Raw genomic sequence first — 20,127 nt, forward strand, 5'->3', positions numbered from 1 at the left:
CCAGCGGGTCCATTACCTGCTTGACGGGCCGCCATGAAAAGGAAGGGGCGATGCTGCTCGATGGCGATTGGCTGACCGTATTACGGCGGCAACTGCCGCAACAAGGCCAGGCCATGCTGGTGACCGTGGTGCGTAGCCAGGGGCAGGTGCCGCGTGAAACCGGTGCCCGGCTGGCGCTGGCTGACGACTGGCAGGCCGACTCGCTGGGCGGGGGCTGGCTGGAGCAGCAGGCGAGCATGCATGCCCGTCGCCTGCTGGCTGAGCCACAAGCGGTACGGCATTGCGAGTGTTTTCATCTGGGGCCGGCTGGTGATTATTGTTGCGCCGGTCAGGTGTGGTTGTTGTTTGAAAAACTGGGCAAGCAGGATGAGGGCTGGCTGGAGCTAGCCTGGCAGGCCAGAAGCCAGGGCCGGGTATTGCGGCGCACGCTGCGGCTGGATTCTGCTTTGCCCATCAGCTGCAGCTGGCCTGCCGGTAAAGGTGAAGGCGTGCGCTGGCTGGCCGAGCCGATGCTGTTGCAGGACGATCTGGCCGCTCCCGAGCTGACTGTGGTGCTGTGCGGTGCCGGCCATGTCGGACGCGCGGTGAGCCGCCTGCTGGGCGAGCTGCCCGTCCGGCTGCTCTGGCTGGATAGCCGGCCGGCTATGTTTCCTGCGGATTGCCCGGACCATATCACGACACTGCAGGGCGGCGTGGAACTGATCAGCCGCTTGCCGGCAGATGCCTGCTGGCTGGTGATGACGCACAGCGATGTGCTGGATTTTTGCTGGGTCGAACAGATACTGCAGCGTGGTGACGCGCGCTTTGTCGGTTTGCTGGGCAGCCACAGCAAGCTGGCCAGCTTTAATCTGCGCCTGATGGGCAGTTCGCCACTGGGGCAGATTGCTTCGATACGCTGTCCACTTGGCATCGCCGGTATCGACAGCCGCCAACCTGCGGCTGTCGCCATTGCCGTGGTGGCACAACTGCTGCAGCTGCCCGGCAGTGCCCCGCCGCGACCGCATTCTGGGTAAGGGTATTGAAATCGGTCAGCACTGCCCCTATCTGTCAGCTCACCATTACCCAACTACTGATGAATAGAGACCATGAGCGCACAGAAAGAAACCCTGGGCTTTCAGACCGAAGTCAAGCAACTCCTTCACCTGATGATCCACTCCTTGTATTCCAACAAGGAGATCTTCCTGCGAGAACTCATCTCCAATGCATCGGATGCTGCCGACAAATTGCGTTTTGAAGGTCTGGCCAAGCCCGAGTTGTTCGAGAATGATGCCGAGCTGAAAATCACGGTCAGCTTCGACAAGGAAGCCCGCACCATCACCATCTCCGACAACGGCATCGGCATGAGCCGTGACGAGGTGATCGCCAATATCGGCACTATTGCCAAATCCGGTACCAAGGCCTTCTTCGAGCAGCTGTCCGGTGACTCCAAGAAAGATGCCAACCTGATCGGCCAGTTCGGCGTTGGTTTTTACTCGGCCTTTATCGTGGCTGACAAGGTCAGCCTCACCACCCGTCGTGCCGGCAGCAATACGGCTGAAGGCATCCGCTGGGAATCGCAAGGCGAGGGTGAATACACGCTGGAACAGGTGGAAAAAGCCGGTCGAGGTACCGACATCGTGCTGCACCTGAAGGAAGGCGAAGACGAACTGCTGGCCGACTGGGCGCTCAAGCGCATCGTACGTACCTATTCCGACCATATCTCCATCCCCATTCTGATGAAGAAGGGCAGCAGCTACGGCGAAAACGGCGAGGTGATCGAAAGCGACGAGCTGGAAGCCGTCAATGCGGCCTCTGCGCTGTGGACTCGTAGCAAGAACGAGATCAGCGACGAGCAGTACACCGAATTCTACAAGCACGTGGCGCATGACTTCACCGATCCGCTGGCCTGGAGCCACGCCCGTGTCGAAGGCCGTCAGGAATACACCGAGCTGCTGTACATCCCGGCGCGTGCGCCGTTCGATATGTGGGACCGCGAACGCAAGCAGGGTATCAAGCTGTATGTACGCCGCGTGTTCATCATGGAAGACAGCGACAAGCTGATGCCGCAATACCTGCGTTTTGTGCGCGGGGTGATCGACAGCAACGATCTGCCGCTGAATGTTTCGCGGGAAATCCTGCAGGAAAGCAAGGATATCGATGCCATTCGCGCCGGTTGCGTGAAAAAAGTGCTGGGTCTGCTGGAAGATCTGGCGGCCAATCAGACCGAGAAATATGCCGCTTTCTGGAAAGAGTTCGGCCAGGTTCTGAAAGAGGGCGTGGGTGAAGATCACGCCAACAAGGAACGCATTGCCAAGCTGCTGCGCTTTGCCTCCACCGCAGTGGACGGCGATGAACCGGCAGTCAGCCTGAACGACTATATCGGCCGCATGAAGGAAGGTCAGGACAAGATCTACTTCATTACCGCCGATACCCTGGCCGCTGCCCGCAATAGCCCGCACCTGGAAGTATTCAAGAAGAAGGGCGTGGAAGTGTTGTTGCTGACCGACCGCGTGGATGAGTGGGTGGTGGGTTCGCTGTTCGAGTTTGATGGCAAGTCGCTGCAGTCGGTGGCCAAGGGCACACTGGACCTAGGCGCGCTGGAAGACGAAGCCGACAAACAAGCGCAAAAGCAGGCTGAAGAAGCTGCCAAGCCGCTGGTGGAAAAAGTGCAGAGCGCGCTGGGTGACAAGGTGAAGGAAGTGCGCGCTACCGTGCGCCTGACCGATAGCCCGGCCTGCCTGGTTGCCGGTGAGCACGATATGAGTGCGCATCTGGAACGTATGCTGAAAGCAGCCGGCCAGAAGGTGGAAGTCAGCAAGCCTACGCTGGAAATCAATCCGGAGCATGTACTGGTGAAGCGTCTGGCTGAAGAATCCGATGCCGGCCGTGCGGCTGATCTGGCCCAGGTGCTGTACGACCAGGCCCTGCTGGCAGAAGGCGGCAAGCTGGAAGACCCGGCCACCTTCGTCAAGCGCATCAATAAGCTGCTGCTGGAGCTGTCGGCCTAAGCTCGCGACCAGCTGTACACCGAAACCGCCCCAGATCACCGGCTTGCCGCGTGTCTGGGGCGGTTTTCATTTATCCCGTGGCAAAGGAGTGGCCATGAGTAAACCTTGGCGCAACCTGGGGCCGGCATCACGGCGGATGCTGGCCGATGTCGGCATTGTCACGTTCGCACAGCTGGCCCAGTACGGTGTGGTAGCCAGCTACCGTTTGGTGAAACAACGCCATCCTCAGGCAAGCCTCAACTTGTTGTGGGCGCTGCAAGGCGCGCTGGATGACCAGCCGTGGCAACAGGTGGCGCGTGAGCAGCGGCTGTCGCTGCTATTGCAACTGGAACAGCAAGAGCCGCCCGGAGAATAGCCTACTCAAAGGGTGTGGCTACAAAGGCGGGCAGGGCTTCGGCTTGCGTGCTCCATTGCTGTAGTTGCGGGAAATCTACCCAGTTCAGTTGCTGTGGCAGGAGCTCACGGCTGAAGCGCCAGGCGACCGCGATGCTGATACCAGCCTGATCCAGTGCTGTGATGTCCAGCGCTTGCCGGGTCAATTCCTGCTCCAGCAGGGTGTAGGCCGCTAGCAGTTGGGCAGACACCCGCTCTTGCCATGGCTGGTGACGCCGGTCTTCCGGACGGAGTTGCAGTTCGTAAATCAGCTGCACGCTTTTTTCCATGGCAGCCAGCGCCAGTCCCAGCAAGCGCAGCGCACGCTGGCGTTGTGGCAGGGCTTGCGGCATCAGGCTGCGTTGTGGCTGGCAGGCATCCAGATAGTCCAGGATCAGGGTGGAATCCATCAGCGTGCTGCCATCGTCCAGAATCAGGGTTGGCGCCTTCACCACCGGATTGATAGCCTGAAACTCGGCCAGATGGCGGAATACCGATACCGCGCGGTGACTGAAGGGAATGTCCATCAGTCGCAGGCTGATGGCGACACGGCGTACATAAGGAGAGTCCAGCATGCCTATCAGTTGCATGATTGTCCTTTGCTGATCAAACGGTTTGGTAGTGGCTGCCCAGCCTGAACCAGGCATGTTGCGTTTCGGCCTGGTTGGCGCAGAGCCGTACTTCCAGTTGGCCACGGCCTTCCAGCAATAACTTGCCAGCGGGCAGATCGGCAGATTCTCCATCGCGCAGGCAAATGTCCCGGCCATCAATCGTCAGCCAGTGCGAACCGCTGCGGGCAAACAGCTGGCAGCGCCGGGAAAGCTGTATCACCAGTAGCTCGCCATCTGCCAGTTCCAGCCTTAATGAATGGGGCATGGTCATCTCCTTTCGTGGGGGTGACTTCACTATAAGCGGCAGCCTGGCTGCTGAAAATTGATATTTATTCGGGATTAATGTTAGTTTTATTTACATGAGACCCTTGCCACCGCTATCTGCCCTGCGCAGTTTTGAAGCACTGGCCCGCCTGGGCAGCGTGACCCAGGCCGCCAGCGAACTGCATGTGACCCATTCCGCCATCAGTCAGCAAATCAAGCTGCTGGAAGAGCTGCTGGGCGTGGTGCTGTTCCTGCGTGAAGGACGGGGTTTACGGCTGACTGAAGATGGCCGGCTCTATGCGCTGCAGGTGAGAATAGGCCTGGCAGAATTAACCGAAGCTACACGATTGGTACAGGCGCGGCCGCGTGACGGCGAGCTGGTGCTGGCGGTGTTGCCATCGTTTGGCGCGCACTGGCTGCTGCCGCGCCTGCCACGCTTTCAGGCCCGCTTCCCGCAATACCGCATCAGTCTGCGTGCCAGCCTGGATATCCAGGATTTGCGTCAGGGTCTGGTGGACATTGGTATCCGCATGGGGCAGGGCGATTGGGAGGGGCTGCAACAGCAGCATCTGTTTGACGACGAACTGGTGGTGGTCGCTGCGCCGACCTTCCGTCAAGGACAGTTGCCGCGCACGCCTGCCGCGATTGTGGCAGGGCCGGTGGTACGCACGTTGGAGAGCTGGATGGGCTGGTGTCAGGCTGCCGGTGTGGCCGAACCGGCCCAGGCCGGTTTGTGGATCAATGATTCCAATCTGGTATTGCAGGCGGTGCAGCAGGGGCTGGGGGTGGCGCTGGAGCGGCGCAGCCTGGTGCAGGCGGCCTTGCAGGCCGGCACGCTGGTGCAGGTGAGTGATATTGTGGTGCCTTATCCCTACCCGCACTGGCTGGTGTGGCCAGCACGTGAAAGCTCGCAGCGCAAACAGCGTGACTTCGCCGGCTGGATGGCCGAAGAGGTCGCAGTGTATCAGCAGGAATTGGCGCAGGCTGCTGGCTGATCTTGCCGCATTGCAGCTAAATGGATTTAAAGGGAAACCGCGGTGGCATTGTTGAAGTTATTGCTTTTGTTTGGCCTGACAGCGCTGGCAGAGATTACCGGCTGCTATCTACCCTGGTTGTGGCTGAAGCAGCAGGGCTCTATCTGGCTGCTGCTACCGGCTGCCTTTTCGCTACTGCTGTTTGTCTGGTTGCTGACCCTGCATCCGGCAGCCGCAGGGCGTGTCTATGCCGCTTATGGCGGTGTTTACGTGGTGGCGGCCTTGCTGTGGTTATGGCTGGTCGATGGTGTAAGGCCGGGGATGTGGGACTTGCTAGGGGCCTTGCTGGCACTGCTGGGGATGGGCGTGATCATGCTGGCACCGCGGCAGTCATGAGCGTGGTGCGGACTGAAACAAAAAACCGGGACGGGCCCGGTTTTTTTATGTGCTTTGCTCAGCCTGCTGGTGGCTGGGTGTCAATGAAGGATTGGCGGGTAGACAATCGCTCCAGCAGGGTGGCGAGGTTGGGGTAGTCTGTGCGCCAGTCGATGGCGGGGAAGCGGAAGCCCAGGTAGGCCAGACAGCAGCCGACAGCGATATCCGCCAGGCTGTAGCTCTCGCCATTGCACCACTGGCGCTCTCCCAGATCGGCCGACAGGGCGGCCAAGCCGCGGTCCACTTTTTCCTGCTGGCGGGCGATCCATTCCGGCATCTGCTTGTCCGCCGGGCGGCGCTGTTCCAGTACGATGGCCACAGCAGCATCGGTGATGCCATCGGCCAGTGCTTCCCAGCGGCGGGTATTGATCAGGCGGCGGTTTTCCTGTGGCAGCAGGCGGGCCACCGGCGAGATATTGTCCAGGTATTCCACGATGACCCGCGAGTCGAACAGGGTGCTGCCGTCATCCAATTCCAGTACAGGGACCTTGCCCAGCGGATTGTAATGCGGGACCTGGCTGTCCGGATTCCATGGCATGTCCTCTTCCAGCGGGCAATCAATCTTCTTGTCGGCCAGCACAATGCGTACCTTGCGGGCATACGGGCTGGTGAGGGAGGCAATCAGTTTCATGGTGGTAGGGTGCTCGGCGGGTCATAAAAGCGGGCTGATGAACTCAGCCCGTTATGTGCTTACTTTAGCGCATGGCTGCCCATGCATAAAGCCCTAGTTGAGTTCGATCTTGCCGGTAATCTGCAGTTGCAGCTGGCTTTGTCCCGGCTGCCAGTCTGGCTGGGCGACGTCCATCTCCTTGGCCATGGGGGCCGCTGCAGCGCGCATCATCATGGGCGGGCGATAGGAGGGGGCGGCATTGCCGAATTCCAGTTCCTTGATGGTGAAGCGGCTTTTTCCCAGTGTTTTGGCGGTGATGTCGGCTTGTTCCTGCATCTCTGCCAGCGCGACCGGAATCATGGCTTTTTCTGCTGCGCGGCGTGCGCTGTCGGAAACACTAAACTGTACACCCTCCAGCAACATGGTTTTCTGCAGTTGGGCCACCAGTTCTGCCGCCTGCGTCATGTTGCGGCTTTTCAGACGGATTTCCGCCCGGCCTTGCCAGCCTATGATCTTGCCGCTCTTGTCATAGCTGGGCCAGCTATTGTAGCTGCCGCTGCTCAGCTCTACCTGCGGGTAGGACTTGCCGTTTGCCATGCCACGGGAGATGCCTTTGTTGAGGCGGTCTGCCAGCACGGCAGGCTGATCACTCTTGTCCTGCAGATAGAGCGTGGCCTGAATCTGGTCATTGGCCACTTCTTGCTGGGCAGAGCCGGACAGCCGCAGTTCGATGCCGTCAGCTGCCACGGCAAAGGTGGAAACGCTTAACAAACCAGCCCAAACCAGGACGGGAATCCGAATATTTTCCATGCAATCTCCCTGCGTATGTTTTTCAAACAAACTTTTGAACATGAACGAGGCAGAAGGTTCGCATACAAAATGGAGAAATGGCAGCGAGCATGGTCGCGGGGCATCTGGCATCTGACCGGCTGCCACAGCTGATGGCGGCCGGTCAGGTGGTGCAGCTACTGTTTGCATTAGCGCCGTTAACAAAACCCCTGCTGCTGCGTTGCGCCTCCTGGCCGTACCCTTGTACTGTCTGTGTCGGCGCGCCTTGCGTCAGGGACGCGATGCTATTTTGTTAGCTGCTCTTAACCTAGCAGCAGGGCGTCGTCGTCCAGCTTTTCGCCACGCGTCTGCTCGAACATGGCGAGCAGGTCAGGAACATCCATGCGGCTGCGTTTCTCGCCGCTGACATCCAGCACCACGCGGCCTTGGTGCAGCATGACGGTGCGGTGGCCATGGTCCAGTGCCTGGCGCATGGAGTGGGTCACCATCAGCGCGGTCAGCTTGTTTTCGCTGACGATGCGGTCGGTCAGTTCCAGTACGAAGGCGGCGGTTTTGGGGTCCAGCGCGGCAGTGTGTTCATCCAGCAGCAACAGGCGTGAAGGCTGCAAGGATGCCATCAGCAGGCTCACGGCCTGGCGCTGGCCACCGGACAGCAGACCCATGCGGTCACCCAGCCGGTTTTCCAGCCCCAGTTGCAGGGTGGCCAGCTTGGCGCGGAACTGCTCGCGATAGCTGGCTTTGACTGCCCGCGACAGGCCGCGGCCCTGGCCACGCTGCATGGCCAGGGCCAGGTTTTCCTCGATGGACAGGCCTTCGCAGGTACCGGCCAGTGGATCCTGGAAAACCCGGGCCACCAGGCCGGCGCGCTGCCAGGCTGTCTGGCGTGTCACATCCTGGCCATCGATGCTGAGGCTGCCGCTATCCGGGCTGATGTCGCCGCTGATGGCATTCAGAAAGGTGGATTTGCCGGCCCCGTTACTACCGATCACGGTGACAAACTGGCCGGACTCGATGGTGAGCGACAGGCCGCGCAGCACCGGGTTTTCCAGTGGCGTACCGGGGTTGAAGGTCTTGAACAGATTGTCGGCGCGCATCATGCGGTGCGTCCTCCTTGCTTGTTGCGCAGTTTGGCCTTGATCTTGGGTAGTACCAGTGCCAGGCCCACCAATACGGCGGTAATGAGGTTCAGGTCCTGCGCTTGCAGGCCGATGAAGTCGGCGTTAAGCGCCAGTGCAATCAGCAGGCGATACAACAGGGCTCCCAGCACGGTGGCCAGCGTCACCAGCCACAGGCTGCGCGGTGGCAGCAGGGTTTCGCCAATGATCACGGCAGCCAAGCCCACAACGATGGTGCCGATACCCATGGAAATGTCCGCTCCACCCTGGGTTTGCACATAGAGTGCGCCAGCCAGGGCAATCAGCGCATTGGACAGCGCCATGCCGGCCAGCGTCATGCGGTCGGTGGAGATGCCTTGGGCGCGAGCCATGCGCGGATTGGCTCCGGTGGCGCGTAGCGCCAGCCCGGCTTCGGAGGCAAAAAAGGCATCCAGCAGCAGCTTGGCCAGTACCACGATGACGGCCAGTACGGCAGGCTGGATCAGCCAGGCATTGTCATTGACGGTGCTGATGAAGGGGGTGAATACGGTGGGCAGGCCGATCAGGGCAATATTGGGCGCGCCCATGATGCGCAGGTTGATGGAGTACAGCGCAATCATCACCAGAATGCTGGCCAGCAATTGCAGGATGCCCAGGCGCACGTTCAGCCAGGCGGTCAGCCAGCCGGCTGCGGCACCGGCGATGGCCGCCAGGCCACAGGCCAGCCAGGGATCATGGCCGCCGGCAATCAGTACGGCGGCGACGGCGCCGCCCAGCGGGAAACTGCCGTCGGCGGTCAGATCGGGGAAGTTGAGCAGGCGAAAGGAAATCAGCACACCCAGTGCGACCAGCGCAAAGATCAGGCCGATTTCCAGCGCGCCCATCAGTGAAATCAGGGACATGAAAACCTCTACGACAAACCGGCTGCCCGGGTAGGGGGAGCCGGCAGACCCTGCCTTGGCAGGCAGGGCGATGGTGACGGACAAAGCCCCGACGGCCGCGAGGCCATCAGGGCAGCGCTGCGCAGGTCTTGCTTACTTGACGGTGTTCTGGGCTTCCTTGAGCAGGGTGGCCGACAGCGGGGCACCTTGCTTGATGGCAGCTGCCGGGTTAACGGTCAGGCTCAGCTTGCTGCCCACTTCCGGCGCGATGGCACCGGCTTTTTCACCCTTGAGCAGACGTACCACGATCTTGCCGGTCTGGCGGCCCATATCGTAGTAGTTCATGCCCAACGCAGCGATGGCACCGCGCTTGACCGAGTCGGTGTCCGAGGCGATCAGCGGCAGCTTGGCCTGGTTGGCCACGGCAACCAGCGATTCGTAAGTGGACACCACATTGTTGTCGGTGCTGGTATAGATGGCATCAACCTTGCCGATCAGGCTTTTGGCTGCCGGGGCCACGTCTACGGTACGCGCGGCCGGTGCTTCCACCAGGGTCATGCCGCGCTTGGCCAGCTCGGCTTTCAGCTCTTTGGCCACGATGGTGGAGTTCACTTCACCCGGGCTGTAGACCATGCCGATACGCTTGGCCGTCGGTTTCACTTTCAGGATCAGATCAACCTGCGGGCCCAGCGGCAGCATGTCGGATACGCCGGTCACATTGGTGCCGCTGGCTTTCCAGTTGCTGACCAGCTTGGCGGCAACCGGGTCGGTCACGGCGGTGAACACGATGGGCAGGGTCTTGCTGGCGGCGACCAGCGCCTGGGCCGACGGGGTGGCGATGGCTACCGCGACAGTCGGCTTGTCACCCACGAATTTGCGGGCGATCTGGCCGGCGGTGGCCGGGTTGCCCTGGGCGCTCTGGTACTGCACCTTGACCTTGTCCTCACCGTAGCCGGCGGCTTTCAGTTCATCGGTCACACCCTTGCGTGCGGCATCCAGTGCCGGGTGATCGACGATGGCGGTAATGGCGACCGATTGCATTTCTGCAGCGGCGGCAGACAGGGAGAGCACGGCGGCGGCAGCGGCCAGCAGTTGGCGATGGCGTAGGGACATGGCGATTCCTTGTGAGTCAGGATAGATTTTTTTGGAAAATGTTTATTTCGCGCAATTTTATTCCAATGCCAAAGATTTTTCTTGTTGCGATGCGCAATAAAATGGCTGAAATTGGATATTGGAGACAGGAAGTTGCCCATTCGGGTGGCAGGCATAAAAAAAGCGGCCCGGATCACGGGCCGCATGAGTGTAAGCTGGCAAATTGCCAGCTATAGGGTCGATCGTTTAATCGATGTAGTCGTAGCCTGGCAGGGTCAGGAACTCGACAAAGTCGTCCGAGGTGGTCAGCAGGTCGAACATGCCGGCCGCGTCTTCGTATTGCTTGCTCCAGCGGCTGCCGTATTCAGCCTTCAGCTTGGCGACTTCAGCCGCTTGCAGTTCGCGGAACAGTTCTACCGTGACCTTGCGGCCATCATCCAGCACACCCTTGGGGCTGCGAATCCACTGCCAGATCTGCGAGCGGGAGATTTCTGCGGTTGCGGCATCTTCCATCAGATTGTGGATCGGCACGCAGCCGTTGCCGGAAATCCAGGAACCCAGGTACTGGATGCCCACATTGATGTTCATCGACAGGCCGGCCTCGGTGATCGGTGCTTCCGGCTGGAAATTCAGCAGATCGGCCGCGCTCACATTCACATCCGGGCGCTGCTTGGCAATCTGGTTGGGCGCATCGCCCAGTACTCGGGTGAAGGCTTCGTTGGCAATCGGTACCAGGCCCGGGTGAGCTACCCAGCCGCCGTCGTAGCCGTCGGTGGCATCGCGGTCCTTGTCGGCTTTCACACCGCCCAGCGCTTTTTCATTGGCCACCGGATCGTTCTTGATCGGAATCAGTGCCGCCATGCCGCCGATGGCCGGGGCGTTGCGCTGGTGGCAGGTCTTGAGCAGCAGCAGGGCATAGGCACGCATGAAGGGGACAGTCATGGTGATCTGTGCGCGGTTGGCCAGGCAGAAGTCGCGATTCTGCTTGAACTTCTTGATGCAGCTGAAGATGTAGTCCCAGCGGCCGGCATTCAGGCCGGAGCTGTGTTCGCGCAGTTCGTAGAGGATTTCGTCCATTTCGAAAGCCGCGAGAATGGTTTCGATCAGCACGGTGGCCTTGATGCTGCCTTGTGCGATGCCCAGTTCCGTTTGCGCAAACACGAATACATCGTTCCACAGCCGTGCTTCCAGGTGGCCTTCCATCTTGGGCAGGTAGTAATAGGTGGCACTGCCTACGCTTTGCAGATAGGCGATGTTGTGGAAGAAGGACAGGGCAAAGTCGAACAGCGAGCCGGAGACAATCTCGCCATCTACGGTGACATGCTTTTCCATCAGGTGCCAGCCGCGCGGACGCAGGATCAGCGTGGCCACGCTGTCGTTCAGGCGGTATTGCTTGCCGTCCGGATTGGCAAAGGAAATGGTCTTGCGATAGGCATCGCGCACATTGATCTGGCCGCTGATCTGGTTTTCCCAGCTCGGACAGTTGGAGTCCTCGAAGTCAGCCATGAAGCTCTTGGCACCGGAATTCAGCGCGTTGATCATCATCTTGCGGTCAACCGGCCCGGTGATTTCCACACGGCGGTCCAGCAGATCCTGCGGCAGCGGGGCAATTTTCCAGTCGCCGGCACGGATGGCGGCGGTTTCCGGCAGGAAGTCGGGCAGCTTGCCAGCATCCAGTTCGGCCTGGCGTACCACGCGGGCGGCGATCAGTTCGCGGCGGCGTGCTTCAAACTGGCGGTGCAGCTTGGCGACAAAGGCCAGCGCCTCGGTGGTGAGGATTTCTTCAAACGCCGGGGTCAGCGGGGCGAGGATTTCCACGCCTTGCGGAAGGGTGATAGCCATGTGCTTGCTCCTGATTGAATTGCCGTGGGCGGCGAACTTGCCGTCCTGATTGATCAAAATGCTGCATTGCGATGACAGCCAGTGTATCTAGCCAAACAGTAAAAAAAAATGCATAAATAGGCATAACATCTTTTACTTTTAAGTGTGCAATGAGTGAATTCAAGCAGCTGGAAACCTTTGTTGCGGTGGTGAATCATGGCAGCCTGTCGGCAGCCGCGCGCCAGCAGGGTGTGGTGCCGGCCATGATAGGGCGCAGGCTGGATGCGCTGGAGGAGCGGCTGGGGGTGAAATTGCTGGTGCGCACCACCCGCAGCGTAACCCTGACGCAGGAGGGCGCGGCGTTTTTTGAAGATTGTTTGCGCATCCTGTCCGAGCTGTCCGAGGCCGAGGCCGCGGTTGCCTCTGGCAGTGGCCGGGCGCGCGGCCATTTGCGGGTGTCGGCTCCGGCCGGCTTTGGCCGGCGTCATGTGGCACCGCATATTGCGGCCTTCCAGCTGGCACAGCCGGATATCCGGGTCACGCTGGATTTGTCCGACCGCCTGATCGATTTGCAGCGCGAACGCATCGACTGCGCCATTCGTATTTCCGATCTGGCCGACTCCTCGCTGGTGGCGATGCGGCTGGCAGAAAACCGCCGGGTGGTGGTGGCCTCGCCCGCCTATCTGTCGCGTCATGGCATTCCGCGCACGCTGGAAGAGCTGGCCAGCCACAACTGTCTGTCCTTGGGCGAAAGCCAGAGTCGCGGCTGGAGCTTCGAGCGCGATGGCGAGCTGATCAATCTGCGCGTAGCCGGGCGGCAGGAGTGCAATGACGGCGCAGTGTTGCATGACTGGGCCTTGCAGGGTCTGGGCCTGGCCTGGCGCTCGTTGTGGGAGGTGAAGGACGATGTGTCGGAAGGGCGGCTGGTCACGGTGCTCGACCAGTTTGCCGCACCAGACTACCCGGTGTATGCCGTGGTGCCGCAGCGGCGCTTCCTGCCGGCGCGGGTACGGCATTTCATCGAGCATTTACGGCAGATTTACACCGCACCGGGCTATTGGGATTAATGAGCCAGCGCGACGCTGCCCACGGTGTGCAATCGCCCTTGTTTCGCCGGTAATGGTCGCGCTTGCTCGGCCATGACGATAGTCCCGACCTGCCGGTCATTCAGACCGATGTCATGGTGCCTTGTCGCATTTTGTTAAATAGTGGAGAGCCAGGCTTGCAGTGGGGCAAACTGCTGTCAAATAGGCATGGCATTGCGTTTTTATGGCAATTTCTACCGGATTGTTGGCTGTCTAGCGCTATTAACTGCCTTGTCTTGCAGGCTTATGACGGCTTTGAGGCAAATCCTGCTGCCAGAATGGTCGCGGAATGGATAATGGATACACTTTGTCCGATTTTATGGCTTGAACTGTTCCCCCCTTCCTGTAAGATCGCGCGTTTTCCGCTGCAGTGCCCTGCGTGGAGGTGTCGGTCACGAACCGGCAACAGACGGGGCAGCCGCGGAAGGGCTGAGTATGATCATCAACGCTGGCTACCCCGTCGCCCAAACATGGCAAGGGGAAGCGGTGCACACAGGATAGTCTGAACATGAGTTTGATGCGCAAGAAGAGCGTTCAGGGCATGCTGGAATTTGCCCAGACCGCCAAAGGGCTTCGCAAGGAGCTGACGGCTTTCGACCTGACCATGCTGGGGATCGGCGCCATCATCGGCACCGGTATTTTCGTGCTGACCGGTACCGGCGCCACCGTCGCCGGCCCGGGTCTGGTCTTGTCCTTCATCATCGGTGCCATGGCCTGCGGTTTTGCCGCGCTGTGCTATGCCGAATTTGCCGCCATGCTGCCGATTTCCGGCTCCACCTACACGTATGCCTATGCCACGCTGGGCGAACTGGTCGCCTGGATCATCGGCTGGGATCTGATGCTGGAATACCTGTTGGCCTCCTCGGCGGTATCCGTCGGCTGGTCCGGTTACTTCCAGAGCCTGCTGGGCGGTTTCGGCATTCATCTGCCGGTGGCGCTGACGGCTGCTGCCGGAGCGGTGCCGGGCAAGGAGACGCTGTTCAATCTGCCGGCCTTTACCATCGCCATGCTGATTACTGCCTTGCTGGCCTTTGGCATCAAGGAGTCCAAGCGCGTCAACAATATCGTGGTACTGATCAAGGTGGCCGTGGTACTGGTGTTCATCGCCATTGGCATCTGGCACGTCAAGCCGGTCAACTGGAGCCCGGCCCTGCCTTATGGCATGAACGGCGTGTTCCACGGCGCGGCCATCGTGTTCTTCAGCTTCCTGGGTTTTGACGCAGTGACCTGCGCGGCCGAAGAAGTGAAAGACCCGGCGCGTGACATTCCCAAGGGCGTGATCTGGTCGCTGGCCATCTGTTCCATCCTGTATGTCATCGTGTCGGCCATCATGACCGGCATCGTGCCTTATGCCCAATTTGCTGGTATCGATCATCCGGTATCGCTGGCATTGCAAGTGGCCAAGCTGGACTGGTTTGCCGGCTTTGTCGATCTGGGTGCCATTCTGGGCATGCTGACGGTGATTCTGGTGATGACCTACGGTCAGACCCGCATCCTGTTCGCCATGAGCCGCGACGGCCTGCTGCCGAAGATTTTCTCCGAGGTGAACCCGAAATACGGCACGCCGTACAAGGCCACCTGGCTGATCGGTACCATCATCGCGCTGATTGCCGGCTTCATTCCGCTGCACACCCTGGCCGAGCTGGTGAACATCGGTACCCTGGCTGCCTTCTCGCTGATTGCCATCGCCATCATCAAGCTGCGCAAGACCGAACCCAACCTGCCGCGCAAGTTCCTGTGCCCGGGCGTGCCCTATGTGCCGGCGCTGGCGGTGATCTTCTGTGTCTTCCTGATGACCCAGCTGTCCGCACTCACCTGGCTGTGCTTCGTGGTATGGCTGGTGATTGGTCTGGTGGTGTACTTCGGTTATTCGCGCAAGAATTCACACCTGCACAAGCAAGCCTGACCTGCGCTTGCCAAAGAAAAAGCCACCTTGCAAGGTGGCTTTTTTTGCATCTGCAGCGAGCTGAATCAGCCGCGCAGCTTGGCGGCGATGGCGGCTACGCGTGCACCGTATTGTTTGGCGGTGTCCAGATCGCCTTGCGGGATTTCATCCACGCTGGCATCCGACGGGGACTGCACCAGCAGGCCGACCGAGCCGCCCAGATTGTTGACATCGGTACGGGCGGCTGCCTTGCTGTTGCTGGGCAGCAGGCCCAGGCTGACCCAGATGCCACCGTGTTGCGAGGCCAGGGTTTGCAGGTTGATCAGCGCAACCTGCTTGTCGCCGTTCAGGCTGGCGCTATTGGTGAAGCCGCCAAACACCTTGTCCTGCCAGGCACGGGTAAACCAGGCCTTGGAGCTGGCATCGGCAAATTTCTTGAACTGCCAGCTCGGGCTGCCCATATAGGTGGGGGAGCCAAAGATGATGGCGTCAGCCGCCGCCAGGGTATCCCAGGCGCTGTCCGGCACATTGCCTTCGGCATCAATGGCGATGAGTTCTGCATTGGCACCTGCTGCCACTTGCTGGGCAACACGTTGGGTATGGCCGTAGCCGGAGTGATAGACAACGACAACCTTGGTCATGGGGAATACCTTTGCTGGAGATGAATCGGGAAGGGCGTGCCGTGAATGGCGCGCCGGAAGCAATAGCAGCGTCCAGTATAGTGATTGTTCGTGTCAGGACCAGTCATTCTGGATGAATTGATTGTTTAGCCAGATTTAATAAACAGCGGCCAAAATGCAAAACGCCCGCAGGCAGGGTGCCGGCGGGCGTGCTAACAAGGGCTGCCAGGCAGCCCTCGTTGGTGCTTAGTGGAACTGCTCTTCTTCGGTGGAGCCGGTCAGCGCGGTCACGCTGGACTGGCCGCCCTGGATCACGGTGGTGACATCGTCGAAGTAGCCGGTGCCCACTTCCTGCTGGTGCGATACGAAGGTGTAGCCACGGTCGCGTGCTGCGAATTCCGGCTCTTGTACCTTCTCGACGTAGGCCGACATGCCGCGTGCAACATAGTCTTGTGCCAGGTCGTACATGTTGTACCACATGCTGTGGATACCAGCCAAAGTGATGAACTGGTATTTGTAGCCCATGGCACCCAGTTCGCGCTGGAACTTGGCGATGGTGGCATCGTCCAGGTTCTTTTTCCAGTTGAAGGACGGCGAGCAGTTGTAGGCCAGCAGCTTGCCCGGATGCTTGGCGTGTACCGCTTCGGCAAACTTGCGCGCAAATTCCAGATCCGGCGTGCCGGTTTCGCACCATACCAGGTCGGCGTAGTCAGCGTAGGCGACGGCGCGGCTGATGGCTTGTTCCAGACCCTTCTTGGTCTTGTAGAAGCCTTCGGCAGTGCGCTCGCCGGTCAGGAAGGGCTTGTCGTTGGCATCGTAGTCGCTGGTGATCAGATCAGCAGCTTCAGCATCGGTACGGGCAATCACCAGGGTGGGCACGCCGTAAACGTCGGCAGCCATACGGGCAGCGATCAGCTTCTGGATGGCTTCCTGGGTCGGTACCAGTACCTTGCCGCCCATGTGGCCACATTTCTTCACCGAGGCCAGTTGGTCTTCAAAGTGAACGCCACCCGCGCCAGCGCGGATCATGGCCTTCATCAGTTCGTAGGCGTTCAGTACGCCACCGAAACCGGCTTCGGCGTCGGCCACGATGGGAGCGTAGTAGTCAACAAAACCGGCGGCACCCTTTTCAACACCCTTGGAGTGCTGGATTTCGTCGGCGCGGCTGAACGCGTTGTTGATGCGCTCTACCACCTTCGGCACCGAGTCCACCGGATACAAGGACTGGTCCGGGTACATGGCGGAGTATTCGTTGTTGTCAGCAGCGACCTGCCAGCCCGACAGATAGATGGCCTTGATACCAGCCTTGACCTGCTGCATGGCCTGACCACCGGTCAGTGCGCCCAGACAGTTGATGTAGGGTTCGTTGTTGACCAGGTTCCACAGTTTCTCGGCGCCTTGGCGGGCCAGGGTGTGTTCCACTTGCACCGAACCACGCAGACGCTCTACGTCGGCGGCGGTGTAACCACGCTTGATACCCTTCCAGCGCGGGTTGGTGTCCCAGTCATGTTGAATGGCGGCGATACGTTGTTCGCGAGTAGTCATGTTCAAACCCTTCTCGAATAGTTTTCTCTGCAGACCGGTGAATTCCGGCAATCCTCTGGCCAAATGACATTCCGGTTTTTCCGGAGTGATTTTGTTGACAACGGTTTTTGCCTGTTGCCCGTTCTGACCACCAAAAGCCCGCGGATAACGGCTTTGCTTGGTGGGTCATTCAGCGTGTGTGGCCCATTATAAGCACAAAAAAAATAGCTTGTGTGCGGTGCAACACCGAAAAAACCACGATGTTCAGAAGGTAACAATTGTGGCGAAAAATGAATAATTGATCGCCCAGTTTTTGTTGCAGTTGCGAAAAGAAAAGTCAGAAAACGCACCGCGAGGTGAGCGCTGGTCACAGCGGTTGTGAACCCTTGGCAAGACCTGGGACTTGAATTCCCGTAGAGAGACCTTATCTGGCATCAGGACATCGTTAAAAGCTGATTCACTTGAGGTCTTGCCATGCAGGAAAACCAGAACAACGCGACCAACGAAGCCGCGGTCGACGAAACCATCAACGCTGCAGCCAGCGAACAGACTGTCGAGCAAACCGCCGAACAGCGCATCGCCGCACTGGAGGCACAGGTTGCCGAACTGCAGGATCAGTTGCTGCGCAGTCGTGCAGATCAGGAAAACCAGCGTCGTCGCAATGCTGAAGAGCTGCTTAACACCCAGAAGTACGCCATCAACAAGTTTGCCCAGGAGCTGGTACCGGTAAAGGACTACCTGGAAATGGCCCTGCTGGACAAGAGCGGTCAGATCGACACCCTGAAAATGGGTGTGGACATGACGCTGAAACAACTGGTGGCCGCCTTTGACAAGGCGCAGATCAAGGAAATTTCCCCGGCTGTGGGCGACAAGCTTGACCCGCACCAGCATCAGGCCATGAGCGCGGAAGAGTCCGATGCCGAAGCCAATACGGTGTTACGGGTGCTACAGAAAGGTTATCAGCTGGCTGAGCGCACGCTGCGTCCGGCCATGGTGATCGTGGCCAAGGCGCGTGCCTGACCCGAAAATCATAAAAAGGTTCTTGGCAGCCACTTGAAAAAGACAGCATAGCCAATACCTATGAAGACAACAGGCCACGGCTATCAGCTTTCGGCCGCAGTCGCAACGAATTGAGATAAAGGAATACTGAATATGGGCAAAATCATTGGTATCGACCTGGGCACCACTAACTCCTGCGTAGCCGTCGTTGAGGGTGGTAACCCCAAGGTGATTGAAAACGCCGAAGGCGCACGCACCACCCCGTCCATCATTGCTTATATGGAAGATGGCGAAATCCTGGTTGGCGCACCGGCCAAGCGTCAGGCTGTGACCAACCCGAAAAACACCCTCTACGCAGCCAAGCGCCTGATTGGCCGCCGCTTCGAAGACAAGGAAGTACAAAAAGACATCGACCTGATGCCTTTCCAGATCATGAAGGCTCCCAATGGCGATGCCTGGGTCAAGGTACGCGACCAGGAACTGGCTCCGCCGCAAATCTCCGCAGAAGTGCTGCGCAAGATGAAAAAGGCTGCCGAAGACTACCTGGGCGAAGAAGTGACCGAAGCGGTGATTACCGTTCCGGCCTACTTTAACGACAGCCAGCGTCAGGCTACCAAGGATGCCGGCCGCATTGCTGGTCTGGAAGTGAAGCGCATCATCAATGAACCGACAGCTGCCGCCCTGGCGTTTGGCCTGGCCAAGCAGGAAGGCGACCGCAAGATTGCCGTTTATGACCTGGGTGGTGGTACTTTCGACGTCTCCATCATTGAAATCGCCGACGTAGACGGCGAGCACCAGTTCGAAGTGCTGTCCACCAACGGTGACACCTTCCTGGGCGGTGAAGACTTCGACCAGCGCATCATCGATTACATCGTGACCGAGTTCCAGCGCGAACAGGGCGTGAACCTGAAGAACGACGTAATGGCCCTGCAACGTCTGAAGGAAGCTGCTGAAAAGGCCAAGATCGAGTTGTCCAGCGCTACCCAGACCGAAGTGAACCTGCCGTACATCACCATGGATGCTACCGGTCCGAAGCACCTGGCGATGAAGATTACCCGCGCCAAGTTCGAAAGCCTGGTTGACGACCTGATCACCCGTTCCATCGAGCCGTGCCGTGTTGCCCTGAAGGACGCCGGTGTATCGCTGTCCGACATCACCGACGTGATCCTGGTCGGCGGTCAGTCCCGCATGCCCAAGGTACAGGAAGCGGTGAAGGAATTCTTCGGCAAGGAACCGCGCAAGGACGTGAACCCGGACGAAGCCGTGGCTGTAGGTGCTGCGATTCAGGGTTCGGTACTGTCCGGCGAGCGTAAAGACGTGCTGCTGCTGGACGTAACCCCGCTGTCGCTGGGTATCGAAACCCTGGGCGGTGTGATGACCAAGCTGATCCAGAAGAACACCACCATCCCGACCAAGGCTTCGCAAACCTTCTCGACGGCTGATGACAACCAGACTGCGGTGACCATCCACGTACTGCAAGGCGAGCGTGAAAAGGCGGCCGCCAACAAGAGCCTGGGTCAGTTCAATCTGGGTGATATTCCGCCTGCACCGCGTGGCATTCCGCAGATCGAAGTGGAATTCAACATCGATGCCAACGGTATCCTGCATGTGTCCGCCAAGGACAAGGCCAGCGGCAAGCAGGCCAACATCACCATCCAGGCGTCTTCCGGTCTGTCGGAAGATGAAATCCAGCGCATGGTGAAGGATGCCGAAGCCAATGCCGAGGAAGACAAGAAGCTGCACGAGCTGGTGACTGCCCGTAACCAGGCCGAAGGTCTGATCCACAGCGTGAAGAAGTCGCTGGCTGAGCATGGCGACAAGATCGATGCCGCCGAAAAGGCCAAGATCGAAGACGCCGTCAAGGCCGCTGAAGAAGTGGTGAAGAGCGAAGACAAGGCGGTCATCGAAGCCAAGACCGAAGAATTGGCCAAGGCCAGCCAGAAGCTGGGCGAAATCATGTATGCCCAGGCGCAGCAGGCTGAAGCAGGTCAGGGTGCGGCCGATGCCGGCAAGGCCAAGGACGAAGGCGATGTGGTGGATGCCGAGTTCGAAGAAGTGAAAGACAAGAAGTAAGCATCCGCTTG

The 20,127-nt window shown here is 59.4% G+C and carries 19 protein-coding genes; 9 read left to right on the forward strand and 10 right to left on the reverse strand.

The genetic code is table 11. The features are described 5' to 3' along the window. Positions 1-50: 50 nt before the first annotated feature. From xdhC to DBR44_RS14595, 3 genes are all read left to right on the forward strand, one after another. Positions 51-1,013: a xanthine dehydrogenase accessory protein XdhC gene (gene xdhC / locus DBR44_RS14585; protein WP_124644749.1), complete on the forward strand. Its 963-nt coding sequence runs from the start codon at positions 51-53 to the stop codon at positions 1,011-1,013. A 72-nt stretch (positions 1,014-1,085) separates the two neighbouring features. Further along, the gene (gene htpG, locus DBR44_RS14590) at positions 1,086-2,987 is read left to right on the forward strand and encodes a molecular chaperone HtpG (RefSeq protein WP_124644750.1); all 1,902 of its coding nucleotides are present in this window, start codon (positions 1,086-1,088) and stop codon (positions 2,985-2,987) included. Between the two features lie 94 nt (positions 2,988-3,081). Continuing rightward, positions 3,082-3,342 (forward strand): TfoX/Sxy family protein, encoded by a 261-nt coding sequence (locus DBR44_RS14595; protein ID WP_124644751.1) that lies wholly within the window; start codon positions 3,082-3,084, stop codon positions 3,340-3,342. 1 nt (position 3,343) lies between these two features. Here DBR44_RS14595 and DBR44_RS14600 read toward each other — a convergent pair whose 3' ends face one another. Both DBR44_RS14600 and DBR44_RS14605 read right to left on the reverse strand, forming a co-directional pair. Further along, positions 3,344-3,949, reverse strand: coding sequence for a glutathione S-transferase family protein (locus tag DBR44_RS14600; protein WP_124644752.1), 606 nt, complete (start codon positions 3,947-3,949; stop codon positions 3,344-3,346). A 16-nt stretch (positions 3,950-3,965) separates the two neighbouring features. Next, positions 3,966-4,235 (reverse strand): DUF2917 domain-containing protein, encoded by a 270-nt coding sequence (locus tag DBR44_RS14605; RefSeq protein ID WP_158613625.1) that lies wholly within the window; start codon positions 4,233-4,235, stop codon positions 3,966-3,968. A 94-nt stretch (positions 4,236-4,329) separates the two neighbouring features. Between DBR44_RS14605 and DBR44_RS14610 the strand changes: the two genes are divergently transcribed. Both DBR44_RS14610 and DBR44_RS14615 read left to right on the forward strand, forming a co-directional pair. Further along, positions 4,330-5,229, forward strand: coding sequence for a LysR substrate-binding domain-containing protein (locus tag DBR44_RS14610; protein ID WP_124644754.1), 900 nt, complete (start codon positions 4,330-4,332; stop codon positions 5,227-5,229). A 42-nt stretch (positions 5,230-5,271) separates the two neighbouring features. Further along, the gene (locus DBR44_RS14615; RefSeq protein ID WP_199731062.1) at positions 5,272-5,604 is read left to right on the forward strand and encodes a YnfA family protein; all 333 of its coding nucleotides are present in this window, start codon (positions 5,272-5,274) and stop codon (positions 5,602-5,604) included. A gap of 58 nt (positions 5,605-5,662) precedes the next feature. Here the strand turns inward: DBR44_RS14615 and DBR44_RS14620 are convergent, their stop codons facing one another. From DBR44_RS14620 to aceB, 6 genes are all read right to left on the reverse strand, one after another. Further along, positions 5,663-6,274, reverse strand: a complete 612-nt coding sequence (locus DBR44_RS14620; protein ID WP_124644756.1) for a glutathione S-transferase — start codon at positions 6,272-6,274, stop codon at positions 5,663-5,665. Between the two features lie 93 nt (positions 6,275-6,367). After that, entirely contained in the window at positions 6,368-7,063 is a 696-nt protein-coding gene (locus tag DBR44_RS14625; protein ID WP_124644757.1) for an SIMPL domain-containing protein, read from the reverse strand. 281 nt (positions 7,064-7,344) lie between these two features. Then, positions 7,345-8,139 (reverse strand): ABC transporter ATP-binding protein, encoded by a 795-nt coding sequence (locus DBR44_RS14630; RefSeq protein ID WP_124644758.1) that lies wholly within the window; start codon positions 8,137-8,139, stop codon positions 7,345-7,347. Next, the gene (locus tag DBR44_RS14635) at positions 8,136-9,038 is read right to left on the reverse strand and encodes an ABC transporter permease (protein ID WP_103523356.1); all 903 of its coding nucleotides are present in this window, start codon (positions 9,036-9,038) and stop codon (positions 8,136-8,138) included. The genes DBR44_RS14630 and DBR44_RS14635 overlap by 4 nt, the downstream gene beginning before the upstream one ends. Positions 9,039-9,170: 132 nt before the next feature. Beyond that, on the reverse strand, positions 9,171-10,130 hold the full coding sequence (locus tag DBR44_RS14640) for an ABC transporter substrate-binding protein (RefSeq protein WP_124644759.1): 960 nt from the start codon (positions 10,128-10,130) through the stop codon (positions 9,171-9,173). Between the two features lie 225 nt (positions 10,131-10,355). After that, complete coding sequence (gene aceB / locus DBR44_RS14645; RefSeq protein ID WP_124644760.1) at positions 10,356-11,951, reverse strand: malate synthase A; 1,596 nt, start codon at positions 11,949-11,951, stop codon at positions 10,356-10,358. A gap of 149 nt (positions 11,952-12,100) precedes the next feature. Between aceB and DBR44_RS14650 the strand changes: the two genes are divergently transcribed. Together DBR44_RS14650 and DBR44_RS14655 are read left to right on the forward strand one after the other, a co-directional pair. Next, complete coding sequence (locus DBR44_RS14650) at positions 12,101-12,997, forward strand: LysR family transcriptional regulator (protein ID WP_124644761.1); 897 nt, start codon at positions 12,101-12,103, stop codon at positions 12,995-12,997. A 526-nt stretch (positions 12,998-13,523) separates the two neighbouring features. Beyond that, positions 13,524-14,921, forward strand: a complete 1,398-nt coding sequence (locus DBR44_RS14655; RefSeq protein WP_124644762.1) for an amino acid permease — start codon at positions 13,524-13,526, stop codon at positions 14,919-14,921. A gap of 65 nt (positions 14,922-14,986) precedes the next feature. Here DBR44_RS14655 and DBR44_RS14660 read toward each other — a convergent pair whose 3' ends face one another. Further along, positions 14,987-15,541 (reverse strand): flavodoxin family protein, encoded by a 555-nt coding sequence (locus DBR44_RS14660; RefSeq protein ID WP_124644763.1) that lies wholly within the window; start codon positions 15,539-15,541, stop codon positions 14,987-14,989. A 225-nt stretch (positions 15,542-15,766) separates the two neighbouring features. Continuing rightward, positions 15,767-17,065, reverse strand: coding sequence for an isocitrate lyase (aceA, locus tag DBR44_RS14665; RefSeq protein WP_124644764.1), 1,299 nt, complete (start codon positions 17,063-17,065; stop codon positions 15,767-15,769). A 453-nt stretch (positions 17,066-17,518) separates the two neighbouring features. Between aceA and grpE the strand changes: the two genes are divergently transcribed. Together grpE and dnaK are read left to right on the forward strand one after the other, a co-directional pair. Next, entirely contained in the window at positions 17,519-18,064 is a 546-nt protein-coding gene (gene grpE, locus DBR44_RS14670; protein ID WP_124644765.1) for a nucleotide exchange factor GrpE, read from the forward strand. 132 nt (positions 18,065-18,196) lie between these two features. Continuing rightward, positions 18,197-20,116: a molecular chaperone DnaK gene (dnaK, locus tag DBR44_RS14675; protein WP_124644766.1), complete on the forward strand. Its 1,920-nt coding sequence runs from the start codon at positions 18,197-18,199 to the stop codon at positions 20,114-20,116. Positions 20,117-20,127 lie beyond the last annotated feature (11 nt).

The sequence above is a fragment of the Aquitalea sp. FJL05 genome, from assembly GCF_003852595.1.
GTDB classification, from domain to species: Bacteria; Pseudomonadota; Gammaproteobacteria; order Burkholderiales; family Chromobacteriaceae; genus Aquitalea; species Aquitalea aquatilis.